Origin of the sequence: Providencia sp. PROV197 (genome assembly GCF_028479625.1) — a bacterium.
GTDB lineage: Bacteria > Pseudomonadota > Gammaproteobacteria > Enterobacterales > Enterobacteriaceae > Providencia > Providencia vermicola.
Window position 1 is genome coordinate 163099 of record NZ_JAMPNZ010000022.1, and the last position, 16146, is coordinate 179244.

The following is a 16146-nucleotide window of genomic DNA, read 5'->3' on the forward strand; positions in this document are numbered from 1 at the left end:
GCGATAAACTGGCCGCCCTATCTTAAACTTTAACCTATTGATTTACCGCCGATAAATGATTTTTTATTTGTTTATCGTTCTGGCCTTTCACACCATTTTTGTATGCGACAATGTCTGCCATTATCGCTAACGCAATTTCAGGCGGCGTTTTGCTACCAATTGGAATACCAATAGGCGCGTGAATACGGTCGATTTCCGCCAATGACATTCCGCCAGCGCCCAATAACCGTTCACGTCGACGTGCACTTGTGCGGCTTGACCCCATTGCACCAATATAAAACGCAGGGGTATTCACAGCCTCCATCAATGTTAGGTCATCAATACGAGGATCATGTGTTAAAGAAACAATGGCCGTATTTGGCGTACAACTTTGGGACTCTAAATAACGGGCAGGAAATAATTTAATCACCTCAAACTGGCTAGAAAGCTGCCCAGAAAAACGCCCTAATTCATCCTCACGGTGCTCGCAAATGATCACTTCGAACCCCAATGTTGCCGCAAAACTTGCACAATAAATCCCAACATTCGAGATCCCTGCAATAATTAACCGTGGTGGTGCGGCAATATAAAATTGAATGTCATCACCAACACGCTCTATTTGGGTTGGAATCTGTTGATTATTGGCTGTACTAATTTCACCGCGTTGGGGCAAGATGATTTTTTTATTAATTGCGGTATATCCTAACAGTGCTTGATGTATTTCAGTGAGATAACTAACACTTTCGTCACTCTTAGGTAAATATTCAATTAAAACATCTAAACTACCATCACAAGGCAAATTCACTTTCGCCTCTAATCCACCGCGACCATAGCGAACAATTTGACTACCATTTAGGTATTTCGCATCTTGAATACGCTGAATAAAATCTTCCTCAATACAACCACCTGACAAAGAACCAACATACTGGCCATCCGCTTTTGCGACAAGGAGCGACCCTGGGCTGCGAGGAGAAGAACCATACGTACTCAGCACAGTACACAACCAAATGGGCTCTTCTTTTATCCAAGAAAGGGCTTGAGAGATAACAAAAACATCTTCACGCAGCATACTTACTCCTATTCATTATCAACTATTGGATAATCAATATCTTTAATAACACTTTCATCATTTATCTCTAATTCATAAACAAAATTGTGACGTAATATTGATTTTGCCCCTTCATCCCCTGCTAATTTAATTAATTCTGAATAATACTTTGCAGATATTCCCACTGGATGACCAGGCAATCCACCATATACAGGTCTAACGAGCGAATGGTGATTGAGGTTATTGGCAACACAGAGGAGTAGACTGCTACTTATATAAGGCATATCCGCTAATTGAATTAACCAACCATCTAAATAAGATGTATTTTTAATGCCCAACGCTATAGATTCGCCTAATCCATCACTATCCAACAATGAGAATGGAATATTATATTGTAAGCAACTGTGAATAACCCCCTCATTATCAGGCCTGGTTACAACATGAACAGCAAGCTTGCTATCCATTGAATTTAAAAGTGTTTTTTCAAAAACAGTTTGTTCACCTAATAGAAGATTCAATTTACTGCCTTTTCCACCTGCATTTTTAAAACGCTGGCTGCGACCAGCTGCTAATATTAATATGCCAATATTCATAATTGTAATTATTCAGACGTATATTTATTTATGCTCTAATAAATAAGGGATATTCAATAAGATAACAAGTTATTGTTAATAGTAGCTTGCCAACCATTCACAATTAGACAATATTTGAATCAGTATGTAATAATTTTCAGAGTAATGATAAATAAAACAATATAGATGTAATATAATAAGTGTAAGGGTTTATTATGAGCAAAAGCAATGTCGAACTCTCCCGCAGACACTTTCTAAAATGTGCCGTTGTTGCTGGAATTTCAGTGTATCTCGCCCCTTTATATAGCCGCGCTTTTGATGTGCTATTTGAGGAAAAAATTCTTCAGTCCCCAGACTGGAACCCCGTTGATAAGCGAATAAAATTTCGTATTGATGCCTTTTCTAAAGTGCAAGGTGAAAAAGTTTTCGCCAGAGACATCCGAGCACGGGATATTCCCCACTGGCCAAAACAACAAGGCCACGCATTTTTACTCAGAGTGACCCAAGCGGACAAAATTTACCAAGGTTTTAACCTCGATAGGCTCAGCGATGGCTTGATGCCAGACCGCATTGTGACGGCAAGTGACTTAGAAAAAGACGGTGTTGCTTTCCCTGAGTTTTACGGAGAAGACTTGCTTCTTCCCGAAGGGAAAACCCCTGCCTATTTAGGCCAAGCTGTGGCACTGCTCATTTACCATGACTTTGCAAAATTCCGCTTTGCCAAAGAAACGCTTAAATTCCACGATGATATTATTCAATATGGTGCATTTACAGGGCCATTAGAACGTGACCCTTGGGGCACCTATCGTGGAGTACGTATTGGAAGTGAAAACCCTTACGACCCAGATATTTATTCCAGTATGAAAGACATGCCGATATCACCCATTGGGATGAAAAAACATCTTCCCGTATGGCCTGAAGGCCGTGAAGGTGGAAAACTGGATGAAGAAGGTATGTTTTTTGCCGATGCGCTAGCCAAACAATTGGAAAATCCCCCTGAAGACTGGTTAGTCATTAAACGCAAATATTCAACTCAATCCATTGATACCGCTGCATTAGAGCCTGATAATGCCAATGGTTGGTATGATGCAAAAACGCAATCATTCCACCTTGTGATCCCAACTCAGTCACCACAAGAAGTGGCGGCATCGTTGCCTGAAATGCTGGCTAAATCAACGTTCCCAATTAAGCAAATATTCCTACATCCTTGTTTTACAGTGGGTTATGGTTCAAAAGACCACGCCCCATTCCCTTATTATGGCGCCATGGCAACACTATATGGCGATGGCGTACCTATTCGCCTAGCTAATGACCGCTATGAGCAATTCCAATCCAGTATCAAGCGCCACGCTTTCGATATGGATTACACATTAGCCGTCAACAAGAAAACACATAAAATTGAAGCTCTCAGCGCCTCATTTATTGGTGATGGCGGTGGACGCTGTAACTTTACACCATCCGTTGTGATGGTTGGTGCCACGGGAGCACAGGCGATTTATTATATTCCTCGTAGTGACCTTTCTGCAGTTGGTATTGCATCACGAGCGGTCGATGCTGGCTCTGCTCGAGGTTACGGCACACTGCAAGCCATGGCTGCTACCGATATGTTAATGGAGGAAGCTGCGAAGCTGCTCAAGGCTGACCCCATTGAATTTCGCCTAAACAATCTAATCAAATCAGGGATGAAAAATACCCAAGGGGCAATCCCGGGCGGCGCGATCCGTGCCGATGAAGTATTAACGCGCTGCGCAGCTCACCCGATGTGGACCGAAAGGGCCAAACGCAAAGCCGATTACGAAGCCAAAAATAGTGGGAAATTTTTTGGTACAGGGATTTCCTGTGTGCAAAAAGACTTTGGGACAGGCGCGGAATCGTCATTTGCTCGTGTAGAGCTAACGCGAGAAGGCAAAATTGCCATCTACCACAGTGGGGCTGAAATGGGAACGGGCATGTCTACCTCTCAAGCCGTTGTATGCGCAAAATGGCTTGGAAAACCCGCTGAACTTGCTCACTTTTCTGTAGCTGACTGGTCGATTTTGCCTATGATATCAACGGGTAACCCGTTTGCCATGGCACAGGAAGAACAAGACCGCTTAGCGCAAAACCCACTCTGGACGCCAAATTATTGCTCACCGTCAAGTGCCAGTAATTCCGCATACTACTTTACCCACAGTACAGAAGAAGCGGCTCGACTCGTGTTCGAACATGGACTGTGGCCAGCTGCAATGTCAATTTGGCAAGAGGGCATTGGCGGAGGGCAAGCCGCACCATTAGTTGTACGCCGCGAAGATGCACGCTGGGTTGCTGAAGGGCTAACTGCCGATGGATTAGAGGTGTTAAGTTTACAGCGATTAATCGATCGCACCTTTGAAATGGGGGGTGTGACAGGTGCAGTTAGCCACGTATTTAACCGCTGGCAATGGGCTGAAGCCGATTTTAGCATTCAAGGCGAAATGCGCCGCTTACCCGTCGATGGGCTCGCGTTGCGTTTTGCTGAAAAGGATTACCAAGTCTGTCATCGTGAAAAAGCCTATTACCCTGATACGCAAAGAAATAACGCAGGTGTAACCTACTACAGTGCAGTAGCGACTGTCACAGAATTGTCCATTGATAAAGCCACGGGGCAAGTTGAATTACTTGACCATCACACCGTTGTGGAATGCGGTAATTTAATCGTTCCACAACTGGTTTCAGGGCAAATCCAAGGTGGTCTCGCAATGGGTATCGGTCATGCCCTCCATGAATATTTACCTCTGTATGAAGACGGCCCTGGTAATGGAACATGGAACTTCAACCGTTACCATCTTCCACTCGCCAGTGACGTTGCAGTTTGGCAGCAGACCAGTGAAATCCTACCAGGACTCTCAGAAACCGATCCCCCAAAAGGGGTTGCTGAGGTAGTGATGATCCCTGTGGTTTCATCTATCGTCAATGCTATCGCCGATGCAACTGGCCACCATTTCTTGCACCTCCCTGTGCGAGCTAAAGACATTCAAGAGGTATTATCATGAGCTTAAATTTCCTTCCGCTGACATTAACCATTAATGGTCAATCTTATGGGCCAATGGATGTACCTGAAGGCCTCATGATGATTGATTTCCTTCATGAATATGTTGATTTAACGGGTTCACGTCTAGGTTGTGGTCAAGGTATTTGCCACGCCTGCGTGGTGATCTTAGACCACCCTTCAGGTACCAGTGAAGAGATCCGCACCTGCATCACAGGCGCTCACTTTTTTAACAACAAAAGCATTCGTACCATTGAGGGGGCTGCAACTAAAGCGGAAAATGGGGATGTGAAATTATCCCCTGTGCAACAAGCTTTTATTGAGCATTTTAGCTTCCAGTGTGGCTATTGCACTCCTGGTTTTGTCAATGCAGCAACCGTTTTTATTGAGGAACTTCAACGTAACCCAATTAAAGAGGAAGAATTAGAGGAAGCCATTAAGCAGGCTCTGAACAACCATATTTGCCGTTGTACAGGCTACGTTCGTTATTATGATGCGGTGCGAGAAGTTGTTCTTGCCACTCCTGGGCTTATCAAGGAGGCAATCAAATGATCAAAAAAATCATTTTATGGCTGATTGCGATAATTATCGTCGTTTGGGCTGTACTTTACTGGTATGAAAGCCGTACATTGGATGGTCCCGCTCAAAAAGTGACCTCAACTCCCCAAGAAATTGAACGAGGTCGCTACCTGACTCTCGCTAGCGACTGCGCAGCTTGCCATACCAGCACTAACGGCGCACCACTTGCGGGCGGATTTCCCCTTGATACGCCTTTTGGTACCATCTATAGCAGTAACTTGACCCCTTCTGCAGATTTTGGGATTGGCCGCTGGACAAAAGATCAGTTTTATAAGGCGCTTACTCAAGGGATCTCACCGCCGAGTAAACACCTTTACCCTGCGATGCCATATACCTCCTACAAAGGTATAACCCGAGAAGACTCCGATGCAATTTACAGCTACTTGATGAGCCGCCCAGCAGTGGATGTTGCACCACCCGAAAACTCATTGCCTTTCCCGCTAAATCAGCGCATGGCAATGATTGGTTGGAACCTGCTATTTTTTAACGATAAACCGCTTCCAGACAGCTCTCAAGGCAGCTCTCCTGAATGGCAACGTGGAAAATATTTAGTTAACGTATTGGAACACTGCTCTGAATGCCACACGCCAAGGGGAGCTTTAGGTGAAATGGATTTGGACAACTATATGAAAGGTGGTGCATTAGGGCGCTTTATCGCACCTGACATTACGCCAGAGGCGCTCGCTGCACGTGGCTGGACAAAACAGGATTTACAGCAATTTTTCATGACGGGTATCGCCCCACAAGGTTCAGCCTATAGTGATATGCACCCTGTGATTTACCTGAGTTCACAGCATTTAACTCCTGAAGATAATAGCGCAATCGCCACTTATCTGATGGGCGACAACCCACCGACCACATTGCCACTAAAAATGGGCGAAGGTAACCCACAAGGCCGACAAGTGTATTTAGAAACTTGTTCTGGCTGCCACGCTTACGATGGTGGCGGTAAACCGAATGTGGCCGTTGCGATGAAAGGCAATTCAACATTACGTGATGTAGACAGTACCAATCTGATTAATGCTATTTTGGATGGTTTACCAGAACAACAATTTCCAAATAACCAAAGCCTACAAAGCATGCCAGGTTTTGCGAATAAGCTGACCGACCAACAAATCAGCGAATTAGTCAATTTTCTACGTGTTGAATGGGGTGGTCAACCTGCTGATGTAACGCCAGAACACGTTAAAGCCTTACGTCAATAACCTAAAAAAGCCAGACTAACAAAATGAACCGGTCAGTCTGGCTTCTCATTAAAATTAATAACAATCAAAAAATAGAATCGTTATATATTTAATTATATATTGAATTTATTTAAAAATAATCAAAATGATTTTACCCCATTAACTCAACATGAATTTTAGGCAGTGATTTTTGTTAAAACTGTCCAATTAAGATTACTCCACCAAGATTATTCACTTTCTTGTATAAAACCCTTTACTCATTTCCCATAACCCTTTATAGATACCCATACTATTTATGTAACTTATTGAGTAGTCACATATTAACCATCTAAATGTGATTTGATTTATTCGTCATAAAATAATCTTATATTTAATTATACAAACACATTATTTATTACTACCTCTAATGCAAATCCCCCTAATAATAAAATTTGGGAGTACATAATGACGGGACATATTTCTAGGCGTAATTTTATTAAATTAGGTACCATCGCAGGGATTACCGTCATGGTAGGTAAACTCCCTTTTGCCCTTGCGGTTGAATTGGATTCAGATTCACCGAAAACCGACTGGATTGGGCAAAATGGTAAAGCGCGTTTTCGTTGGGATGGCGTTGAAAAAGTCACGGGGAGAAAAAACTTCGCCCGTGATTACCGCGCCAAAGATATTCCAGGCTGGCCAAAAAAACAAAGTTATGCCTTTATGTTAAAAGCCACCAATGCGGATAAAATATTTGAAGGTATTGATATTTCAATGCTAGGGCCAAACTTACAGCCTGATAAAGTCATCTTACAAGAAGACCTCATCCGTGATGGCCTGAATATCCCCCAAGATACAGGGATGGGCAAAGGTTTTTACGGTACCAATGTGCTAGTTCCGTTAGGGGAAACAGCACCAATTATTGGCCACCCAGTTGCCATTTTGATTTACCAAGACTTTGATAAATACAGTGCAGCGCAGCGTATGTTGCGCTTTGCAACGAATACAGTGAAATATGGCGCCGTTACAGGCCCTAAACCACCTGCAAACTATGGGGCGGCCCGCTATGTACGAATTGGTGGGGAAACGCCGCTTTCCCCATCAATTTTCTCCCCTTACCAGGATTCTGGGATTAAAGGCGGTTTTGATGGCAATACACCTGTTTGGCCTCCTTATGACCCTAAACATGCCATCACCGTTCCCCCTGTTATTCGCAAAGATCGTGGTGGAGGCTTTATTCAAGCCCTTCATCAAGCAGAACAACGGCCTGATAAGCAAGAAAGAGCCATGGATTACGCACGGGAAATTGAGCAAGAAATTGCCGCAGCACGCCAAAACCCAGACAAATTTGTGCTTGAACGCCACGGTTTTTCGCAATCCATCGACCCTTGCGCCATGGAGCCTGATAACTGCAACACATGGTATGATGCCAAAACCAAAACTCTGCATATTTTGACGGCGACACAATCTCCCGCAGGTGTCGTCAATGCAGCGGCAGAATTATCGAAAAATAACAAACACTTTCCTGTTGAAAACATTGTTTTATTAACAGGCTCAACGGTGGGCTATGGTTCGAAAGATTATTCGGTTTTTCCATTCTATGCCTTAGTTGCCAGTTTTTACGCAGATGGCCTGCCTGTGCGCATGGCTAATGACCGTTATGAACAGTTCCAAATGGGGATGAAGCGCCATTCGATTGAAATGGACGTGACCATTATCGGCGATAAAAAAACGGGGAAATTTGATGTTTTAAAAGGCACATATAACTGCAATGGCGGAGGGCGTGAAAACTTATCCGTTGCGGTTTCTCATGTTGCGGTACGGGGTGCACAATCTATTTATTATTTCCCAAAATCTGATTTAACCGCGCTCGCCATGGCAACGCCTGCGGTTGAAGCTGGTTCAATGCGAGGTTTTGGGTCGCTGCAATCCATGGCAGTAACTGAATTGATGGTAGATGAAATAGCGCATAACCTGAATATCGACCCAATAGAGCTACGCCGCCGTAACGCCATTTTAGAAGGTTATCCGAATACCCAAGGTGGCGTAATCGCAGGAGACCCACGCAATGTGGAAATGCTGAACTTGGCAGAAAAGCATCCGATTTGGCAAGATCGTGAGAAAAACAAAACCGAATATGATGCCAAAAACCCTGGCAAGCTGTACGGTGTTGGCTTTGCTCAAGTTCAACAAGTGTATGGTTCTAGCGGCGTACCTACCATCCTTTCCCTTGAATTTGATGCCGACGGTAAACTGACCATGCGCCACTGCATGCAAGAAATCGGCACAGGGGGAACGACTGCTCAACAAGTGATGGTATGGCAAGCTCTCAGTAAAGCTCCTGATGTAGTGGAGTTTGGCGTCACCAAATTTGCTGAATTACCGTTAAAAACCAGCTGGGCAGATCAGAAAAAACAAGACGAACTTGCCAAAAGCGACCCGTATTGGACACCTGCGTTAATCCCTGATATGAGCTCATCCAGTGGAGTCTACTATATCGGTTTTGGCACACGCCAAGCGGGTCACTTCTTACTGGAAAATACCTTATGGCCTGCGGCAAAAAGCATTTGGAGCGAAGGCCCTGGAGGCGGTGCATTTAACGGTCTAAATGTTGAGTTTTCAGATATTCGAGTGGGGCCCGATGGCATTGGAGGTGGTGGTATGAAGCCCATCCCTTTCAATATTTTAGCCAAGCGTGCCCATGAAATGGGACTAATCACGGGGATTGCAGTACATGGTTATTCCAGCTGGCAATGGGCTCGCGCTGATTTTGATATTCCAACCGTGGGGCTAAAAAACCTGCCTCTTGATGCCATATCCATTCGTTATGGTGATGGTGCGCCAAATGAATTGAAAAAACAAATGACAACAGGCGGTTACCACTTTATCAAACGTAAAATGGCGTACTACCCACCGACTCAACGTGCGAAAGCAGACCCAACAACGGTCACTCCCGCGTGTTGCTTAGTCGAGCTCAACGTCAACACTATGACAGGAGAAGTGGATGTAATGCGCCATCATATGATTATGGACCCCGGTACCATGATAGTCCCTGAGCTGGTTTCTGGGCAAATTCAAGGTGGTACGGCAATGGGCATCGGGCATGCATTGATGGAAGAACTGCCACTGTATGAAGATGGCCCGGGTAACGGTACGTGGAACTTTAACCGCTATGTTTTACCCCGTGCAAAAGACGTGGCCGTTTGGCAGCAAACCATCGATTATTTGCCTCCGTTGTCTGAAACCTCGCCGCCGAAAGGTATGGCAGAACTAGGGATGATCCCTATCCTTCCCGCCACTAGCAACGCACTCACCCACGCGACAGGGAAACGTTTTTATGAATTTCCTATTACGGTAGATAAAATTAAAAAGGCCCTCTCATGAATATCAAAAATGCCGTTCCGATTATTGAGCGCAAGCCATTAACCTTAACCATCAATGGTCAAAAAATTGGCCCTATTGACGTCCCTGTTGGGATGCCAATGATTGAGTTCCTTCATGAATATCTAGACCTAACAGGAACTCACTTTGGTTGCGGACAGGGGATTTGCCACGCCTGCACCATCATGGAAATTCAACCTGATGGCACTACTGTTGAAAGCCGTACCTGTATTTTTGGCGCACACTACTTTAATAACAAAAATATTGTCACTATTGAAGGGCAAGCAAAACTGGATGAGCAAGGTAAAGTGGTTGAATTAACCCCGATCCAACAAGCCTTTATCGAAAACTTTTCGTTCCAATGCGGCTACTGTGCCCCAGGTTTTGTGACAGGCGCTACCGTATTCCTCGATAAGCTCAAGAAAAATCCAGTTAAACGGGCTGACCTTGAACAGGCCATTGAAGAGGCGCTAAATGAACATATTTGCCGCTGCACTGGGTATGTGCGTTACTACGAAGCTGTGAGAAAAGTCGCCCTCGACACTCCTGGCTGCGTAATTGATTAGGGAGAACGACGATGACTAACTCTCGTTCCATACGTAAAACGCTCTATATCATCATTGTACTATTTGCTGCACTGATGCTTTCAATCCTGTTTGGTGCATTTCGTACCTCCAGCATTGGCCCTGACTTAGACAAACCACTCACCTCGGAAGAAGTCGCAAGGTTAATACCTCGCGGGCAAGAACTGGCTATTGCAGGGGATTGTTTTGGTTGCCACTCTTTACCTGAGGGGCCTCTAGCCGCTGGTGGACGGGCTATCGGGACACCTTTTGGTACCATTTATTCCACCAATATCACTCCTGATAAACAATTTGGTATTGGTAACTATACCCGTGCCGATTTTCATCGTGCGCTTAAAGATGGCATTGGCAAAGAGAGGGGTAACCTCTACCCTGCCATGCCGTTTGTTTTCACGCATATGACTACTTCAGAAGATATTGATGCGTTGTATGCCTATGTGATGACCTTGCCGCCAATGGCCGTGCCCAACAAAGAGAATACAGGCGTATTTGTTTTACCTGTTCGCCCGTTTATGAACTTTTGGACGCTGCTTAATTTCCCGAAACAAAATGCGCCACATGACCCACAGCGCTCTGAGCAATGGAACCGAGGTGCATATATCGTGGAGGGTCTTGCCCACTGCGGTGCCTGCCATTCACCACGTAACCTGATGATGGGCGTCGAATTTTCTCGCTCATTACAAGGGGGGGAAGAAGCGGGTCTGGCAATTCCAGATATCACTGCACAAGCGTTATCTAAACATGGCTATGACACTGCGTCTTTGAGCCAGTTTTTACTGACAGGTAATGCCCCTCAAGGCTCAGCATTTGCCGATATGAGCACCGTGACACATTTTTCCACAAGCCAAATGAAGAAAAGCGATGTCGACGACATGGCGATTTATTTGATGACGGATAAACAAGGAAAGGTGTTAGGCGCCAAAGCACCACCCGCGCCATTACCTGAAGCCAATGCTCAACCTACCGCGGATATTGGCGCAACAATGGAAACGGGTCGCTTGATGTATATGTCCACTTGTGCGGGTTGCCACGGCATTACAGGTGAAGGCGTACCGAATGGTATTCCGGCTTTAAAAGGCAATGCTATTTTAGCCATGGATAGCCCTGAAACCTTTATCAGCGTAGTATTAACAGGTATCCCGACGACCACATTCCCCAATGGGCAACGCATGTACGCCATGCCAAGCTTTGCCGATGATTTAGACCCAAAAGAAATCGCTGATTTGCTTTCATGGGCACGCGCCGAATGGGGTGGCCAAGGCACCCCCGTTACTGCCGAACAAGTTGAAAAACTGAAAAAATCGATGCAATAACAAAAAACGCCTCTTAAATTAAGGGGCGTTTTTTCACAAAATCAACAATACAGACATTATTATCCAGCATATCCTTTATTGTTAATTAGGATTGTTGGCCTAACTTGCACATAATAATTATTTTCGGCACTATTTGCTTTTGGCCAAATGATCAATGCACGTTCATCTTCAGTAATTGAAATTCTTGTTATTTCACTCAAATATAATGAAAGCAAGTCCGTATCTTCTTGCTTTAATATCAAGGAGACACAGCCTTCATAGGCCGTAAAGTAGAATAATAGACGAATATTCCCCTGTTTGAATTCATAGCCAAATGTCACCGCATCTTCAATATCCCGATGAATAGGCTCACTTTCAAAAAAGCTTAAAAAATCAATTTCATCAGGGAGATCGATAAACGCCATATTACTCACCTCTCGGTTTTACTCACAATGGTCCCGCCCATTCAAGTTGTGGTTTTAATTCGTTTGGAACAAGCTCAAACAGCTTTTTAATCAAGGCTAAATAGAGAAAAATAGGCTATTATCGCGCCTACTCGATGGCAGTACAAAATGGCTTGTAACCACTAAACTATGAACCAATGAAATATTGGATTAACGAAGCCTTAAAAACAAATTAAATTGCTAATTTCAAATGTCCAAACTTTTCACGTTTCGTTTTCAATTCTTCCTCAAGACGACGAGGCTCCTGCCCTATTTCAATCGCTGTAGACGTTGTCACTGCACGAATAATTTGAATACGTGTCGGTTTTGTTGCTTGAATTAATTCATTCTTTTTCATTGTAGCCTCACTTCAAACGGGCGATAGTGCATTTTATCATCGTGGTTTAATATTAATGACGCTAATTTGATCAGTATGTAAATTTAGAACAGTAAACTCTAGCAAGAATAGCACGCGAGTCATAAATGTCTAAATAGACAACGACACATTTCAGACTCTTTATCACCAAACTCAAGTTGCCCTCTATCACTTTGGCGTAATACCATAGATAAATCCATGCGTAACACGTTTGCCTACTCTCATTTGATGGGATCTGTGGTATTTTATACCCTTTAGTGAACGTTAAACTCGCTCACAGAACTTCGTTAACTCAATACGCTAGAACAGACAACACTATGACTGATAAGCAAAGCTTCGAATCCCACACACCAATGATGCAGCAGTATTTAAAACTAAAAGCACAACATTCAGACATACTGCTGTTTTATCGTATGGGGGACTTTTACGAACTGTTCTTTGATGATGCTAAAAAAGCCTCACAATTACTGGATATCTCCCTAACAAAACGCGGGCAATCTGCGGGTCAACCCATTCCGATGGCGGGTGTACCACACCATGCTGCCGAAGGTTACCTCGCCAAACTGGTGCAAATGGGCGAATCTGTCGCGATTTGCGAACAAATTGGCGACCCAGCGACCAGTAAAGGCCCCGTTGAGCGCCAAGTGGTACGCATTGTCACACCAGGCACCATCACCGATGAAGCATTATTAAATGAACGCCAAGACAATCTACTCGCCGCAGTATGGCAAGATGCTCAAGGCTACGGCTTTGCCACACTAGACATCACGTCAGGCCGCTTTATTATCAGCGAAATTTCTGATGAAGAAACCCTGCAAGCCGAGTTACAGCGTACGCGCCCTGCAGAGCTTTTGTACCCAGAAGATTTCGCCAGTATGTCCTTGATTGAACATAATAAAGGCTTACGTCGCCGTCCATTATGGGAATATGAACTGGATACGGCAAAACAACAGCTTGGATTGCAATTTGGCACCAAAGATTTAATCGGTTTTGGCGTAGAGAATGCCCATAAAGCCCTACGTGCTGCAGGTTGTTTGCTGCAGTATGTCAAAGATACCCAACGCACTTCGCTACCACATATCCGCAGTATTGTGATGGAAAAACAAAATGATAATGTCATTTTGGATGCGGCAACACGCCGTAATCTAGAAATCACCCAAAACCTTGCGGGTGGCACTGAAAATACACTCGCCTCTATTTTAGACATGTGCGTAACACCAATGGGTAGCCGCATGCTAAAACGCTGGTTACATACCCCACTGCGTAATATCCAAGTATTGAATAACCGCCAGCAAGCAATTAGCGCTTTGCAGGAACACGGTTTTGAATTACAACCGTTTTTACGCCAAATTGGTGACTTAGAACGCGTTCTTGCTCGCCTTGCACTGCGTTCTGCGCGACCACGTGATTTAACTCGTATGCGTTATGCATTCCAGCAATATAGCGATATACATCAAATTCTTAGCCAATCCAGTAGCCCGTATTTAAAAGAACTACAAAGCCGAATTGGGCAATTTGATGAACTACAAAGTTTATTGGAAACCGCAATTATCGATGCTCCCCCTGTATTAGTACGTGACGGTGGTGTGATTGCCCCTGGTTACAATAGCGAACTCGATGAATGGCGTGCTTTGGCCGATGGCGCGACAGATTACCTCGACCGATTAGAAATTCGCGAGCGCGAAAAATTAGGTATCGACACCTTAAAAGTTGGTTATAACGCGGTTCATGGTTATTATATCCAAGTCAGCCGCGGCCAAAGTCATCTCACGCCAATCCACTATGTACGTCGCCAAACCTTAAAAAATGCTGAACGCTACATTATTCCTGAGCTCAAAGAGTATGAAGATAAGGTTCTAACCTCTAAAGGGAAAGCATTAGCCATCGAAAAAGCGCTATATGACGAACTGTTTGATATGCTACTTCCACACCTTGCTGCGTTACAAACCAGTGCAGAGGCATTATCAGAACTCGATGTCTTAACCAACCTTGCTGAACGCGCAGAAACATTAGGTTATGCCTGCCCACAACTCACTGAAAAAGCAGGTATTCAGATTACAGAAGGCCGCCATCCAGTCGTTGAACAAGTATTAAGTGAGCCGTTTATTTCCAACCCGCTTTCATTATCTCCACAGCGCCGTTTGTTGATCATTACAGGGCCAAACATGGGCGGTAAAAGTACCTATATGCGTCAAACTGCGCTGATTACCTTGCTTGCCTATATCGGTAGCTTTGTGCCCGCTAGCAAAGCGGTTATTGGCCCAATTGATCGTATTTTTACTCGTGTAGGTGCCTCGGATGATCTTGCTTCTGGTCGTTCAACATTCATGGTGGAAATGACTGAAACAGCCAATATTTTGCATAATGCAACCGAACACAGCTTGGTCTTGATGGATGAGATCGGTCGTGGTACCTCAACGTATGACGGGCTTTCTCTTGCATGGGCTTGTGCTGAAAACTTAGTCAATAAAATCAAAGCAATGACATTGTTCGCAACCCATTATTTTGAACTGACAACCTTACCTGAAAAACTGGAAGGCGCCGTAAATATCCATCTTGATGCCATTGAGCACGGTGATACCATCGCCTTTATGCACAATGTTCAAGAAGGTGCAGCCAGTAAAAGCTATGGCCTTGCCGTTGCGTCGTTAGCAGGTGTGCCTAAAGAGGTGATTAAACGCGCCAAGCAAAAACTAAAAGAGCTAGAGATTATCTCGAATAATGCCAATGCGAGTCATGTCGATAGCGCACAACTGAGTTTCTTAACAACGGAAGAGGCGGAACCCTCTCCAGTGTTAACCACACTGGATGGCATTGACCCAGATAAGCTGACACCTCGCCAAGCCCTTGATTGGATTTATCGTTTAAAGGATATGAATAACTAACATGGATGAGTATGCGGTGTTACTCGCACCAATTCGGCAATTTTTACAGTGTGAAACCCCAGATGAATGGGTGCAAAAAGCGAGTCAGCCTGAAAACTTACCGATTATCCTTAAAGACCACTTATTGTGTGAGTTAAAAGCCGCGCAAAGTGCTCTATTTTTAATCCGTAAATATGCCGTGGATAAAGACAGTGCGGCTACGTTACTCGAATGGTTTAAACCCTATGAGGCTTTTGCTTACGATAGAATTGGTGATGTTCACACTTTAAGAAATAAAAACCAGATTTCCAAACAGATACTGGCGCGTAAACAATCACCTTATAGCCAAAATTTAATCGATAAAATGGTGCTGCTCATCAAGGAAGAGTTACATCATTTTTACCAAGTGTTGGAAATCATGCACGAGCGTAATATTCCTTATGATGGCATCACTGCAGGCCGTTATGCCAAAGGATTATTTAGCCATATCGATCCGCACGATCCAAAAACCTTAGTCGATAAGCTGATTATTGGTGCTTATATTGAAGCACGTTCTTGTGAACGGTTTGCAAAATTAGCGCCTTATTTAGATGAACAACTGGCTAATTTTTATATTTCATTATTACGCTCAGAAGCTCGACATTACCAAGACTATTTGCAGTTAGCTCAGTTAATTAGTAAACAAGATATTACTGAGCGTGTTAATTATTTTGGAATCATTGAAGCTGAATTAATTTCAACGCCTGATAATGATTTTAAATTTCATAGCGGTGTTCCCATTAATTAACGCTATGTCTAGTCATAAAAAAATCCCTATAAACTTTCACTTATAGGGATTCTTATTTATCTTTTATCTCA

Annotated in this window: 12 protein-coding genes; 8 read left to right on the forward strand and 4 right to left on the reverse strand. The window is 44.0% G+C overall.

Going from position 1 to position 16146, the window contains the following annotated elements:
• Window positions 1–34 precede the first annotated feature (34 nt).
• Complete coding sequence (locus PR808_RS13815; RefSeq protein ID WP_206086845.1) at window positions 35–1048, reverse strand: XdhC family protein; 1014 nt, start codon at window positions 1046–1048, stop codon at window positions 35–37.
• Between the two features lie 8 nt (window positions 1049–1056).
• Entirely contained in the window at window positions 1057–1620 is a 564-nt protein-coding gene (locus PR808_RS13820; protein WP_272539498.1) for a nucleotidyltransferase family protein, read from the reverse strand.
• A 194-nt stretch (window positions 1621–1814) separates the two neighbouring features.
• Here PR808_RS13820 and PR808_RS13825 point away from each other — a divergent pair, with 194 nt between their 5' ends.
• The 6 genes from PR808_RS13825 (at window position 1815) to PR808_RS13850 (ending at window position 11626) form a co-directional block, all read left to right on the forward strand.
• Window positions 1815–4610 carry a xanthine dehydrogenase family protein molybdopterin-binding subunit gene (locus PR808_RS13825; protein ID WP_206086847.1) on the forward strand — a complete coding sequence of 932 codons (2796 nt, stop codon included), beginning with the start codon at window positions 1815–1817 and terminating at the stop codon, window positions 4608–4610.
• The gene (locus PR808_RS13830) at window positions 4607–5158 is read left to right on the forward strand and encodes a (2Fe-2S)-binding protein (protein ID WP_206086848.1); all 552 of its coding nucleotides are present in this window, start codon (window positions 4607–4609) and stop codon (window positions 5156–5158) included. Before PR808_RS13825 ends, PR808_RS13830 begins: the two co-directional genes overlap by 4 nt.
• On the forward strand, window positions 5155–6390 hold the full coding sequence (locus PR808_RS13835) for a cytochrome c (protein ID WP_272539499.1): 1236 nt from the start codon (window positions 5155–5157) through the stop codon (window positions 6388–6390). The genes PR808_RS13830 and PR808_RS13835 overlap by 4 nt, the downstream gene beginning before the upstream one ends.
• A gap of 423 nt (window positions 6391–6813) precedes the next feature.
• The gene (locus PR808_RS13840; RefSeq protein WP_272539500.1) at window positions 6814–9732 is read left to right on the forward strand and encodes a xanthine dehydrogenase family protein molybdopterin-binding subunit; all 2919 of its coding nucleotides are present in this window, start codon (window positions 6814–6816) and stop codon (window positions 9730–9732) included.
• Entirely contained in the window at window positions 9729–10295 is a 567-nt protein-coding gene (locus PR808_RS13845) for a (2Fe-2S)-binding protein (RefSeq protein ID WP_272539501.1), read from the forward strand. The genes PR808_RS13840 and PR808_RS13845 overlap by 4 nt, the downstream gene beginning before the upstream one ends.
• Before the next feature lie 11 nt (window positions 10296–10306).
• The gene (locus tag PR808_RS13850; protein ID WP_272539502.1) at window positions 10307–11626 is read left to right on the forward strand and encodes a cytochrome c; all 1320 of its coding nucleotides are present in this window, start codon (window positions 10307–10309) and stop codon (window positions 11624–11626) included.
• A 59-nt stretch (window positions 11627–11685) separates the two neighbouring features.
• On the opposite strand, the gene PR808_RS13855 is transcribed toward PR808_RS13850, so the two are convergent.
• Together PR808_RS13855 and PR808_RS13860 are read right to left on the reverse strand one after the other, a co-directional pair.
• A complete protein-coding gene (locus tag PR808_RS13855; RefSeq protein WP_272539503.1) occupies window positions 11686–12030 on the reverse strand; it encodes a hypothetical protein in 345 nt (114 codons plus the stop codon).
• A gap of 211 nt (window positions 12031–12241) precedes the next feature.
• Window positions 12242–12406 carry a hypothetical protein gene (locus PR808_RS13860; protein ID WP_206086854.1) on the reverse strand — a complete coding sequence of 55 codons (165 nt, stop codon included), beginning with the start codon at window positions 12404–12406 and terminating at the stop codon, window positions 12242–12244.
• A gap of 335 nt (window positions 12407–12741) precedes the next feature.
• On the opposite strand from PR808_RS13860, the gene mutS reads away from it, so the two are divergent.
• Window positions 12742–15309, forward strand: coding sequence for a DNA mismatch repair protein MutS (gene mutS / locus PR808_RS13865; RefSeq protein ID WP_272539504.1), 2568 nt, complete (start codon window positions 12742–12744; stop codon window positions 15307–15309).
• A 1-nt stretch (window position 15310) separates the two neighbouring features.
• Window positions 15311–16075 (forward strand): tRNA isopentenyl-2-thiomethyl-A-37 hydroxylase MiaE, encoded by a 765-nt coding sequence (gene miaE, locus PR808_RS13870; protein ID WP_206086856.1) that lies wholly within the window; start codon window positions 15311–15313, stop codon window positions 16073–16075.
• Window positions 16076–16146: the final 71 nt, after the last annotated feature.

Bases quoted from the DNA above. Each gene is read 5' to 3' on its own strand.
- mutS (WP_272539504.1), top strand. From the start codon at position 12,742: ATGACTGATAAGCAAAGCTTCGAATCCCACACACCAATGATGCAGCAG.
- PR808_RS13825 (WP_206086847.1), top strand. From the start codon at position 1,815: ATGAGCAAAAGCAATGTCGAACTCTCCCGCAGACACTTTCTAAAATGT.
- PR808_RS13855 (WP_272539503.1), bottom strand. From the start codon at position 12,030: ATGGCGTTTATCGATCTCCCTGATGAAATTGATTTTTTAAGCTTTTTT.
- PR808_RS13850 (WP_272539502.1), top strand. From the start codon at position 10,307: ATGACTAACTCTCGTTCCATACGTAAAACGCTCTATATCATCATTGTA.
- PR808_RS13860 (WP_206086854.1), bottom strand. From the start codon at position 12,406: ATGAAAAAGAATGAATTAATTCAAGCAACAAAACCGACACGTATTCAA.
- PR808_RS13830 (WP_206086848.1), top strand. From the start codon at position 4,607: ATGAGCTTAAATTTCCTTCCGCTGACATTAACCATTAATGGTCAATCT.
- PR808_RS13835 (WP_272539499.1), top strand. From the start codon at position 5,155: ATGATCAAAAAAATCATTTTATGGCTGATTGCGATAATTATCGTCGTT.
- miaE (WP_206086856.1), top strand. From the start codon at position 15,311: ATGGATGAGTATGCGGTGTTACTCGCACCAATTCGGCAATTTTTACAG.
- PR808_RS13820 (WP_272539498.1), bottom strand. From the start codon at position 1,620: ATGAATATTGGCATATTAATATTAGCAGCTGGTCGCAGCCAGCGTTTT.
- PR808_RS13845 (WP_272539501.1), top strand. From the start codon at position 9,729: ATGAATATCAAAAATGCCGTTCCGATTATTGAGCGCAAGCCATTAACC.
- PR808_RS13840 (WP_272539500.1), top strand. From the start codon at position 6,814: ATGACGGGACATATTTCTAGGCGTAATTTTATTAAATTAGGTACCATC.
- PR808_RS13815 (WP_206086845.1), bottom strand. From the start codon at position 1,048: ATGCTGCGTGAAGATGTTTTTGTTATCTCTCAAGCCCTTTCTTGGATA.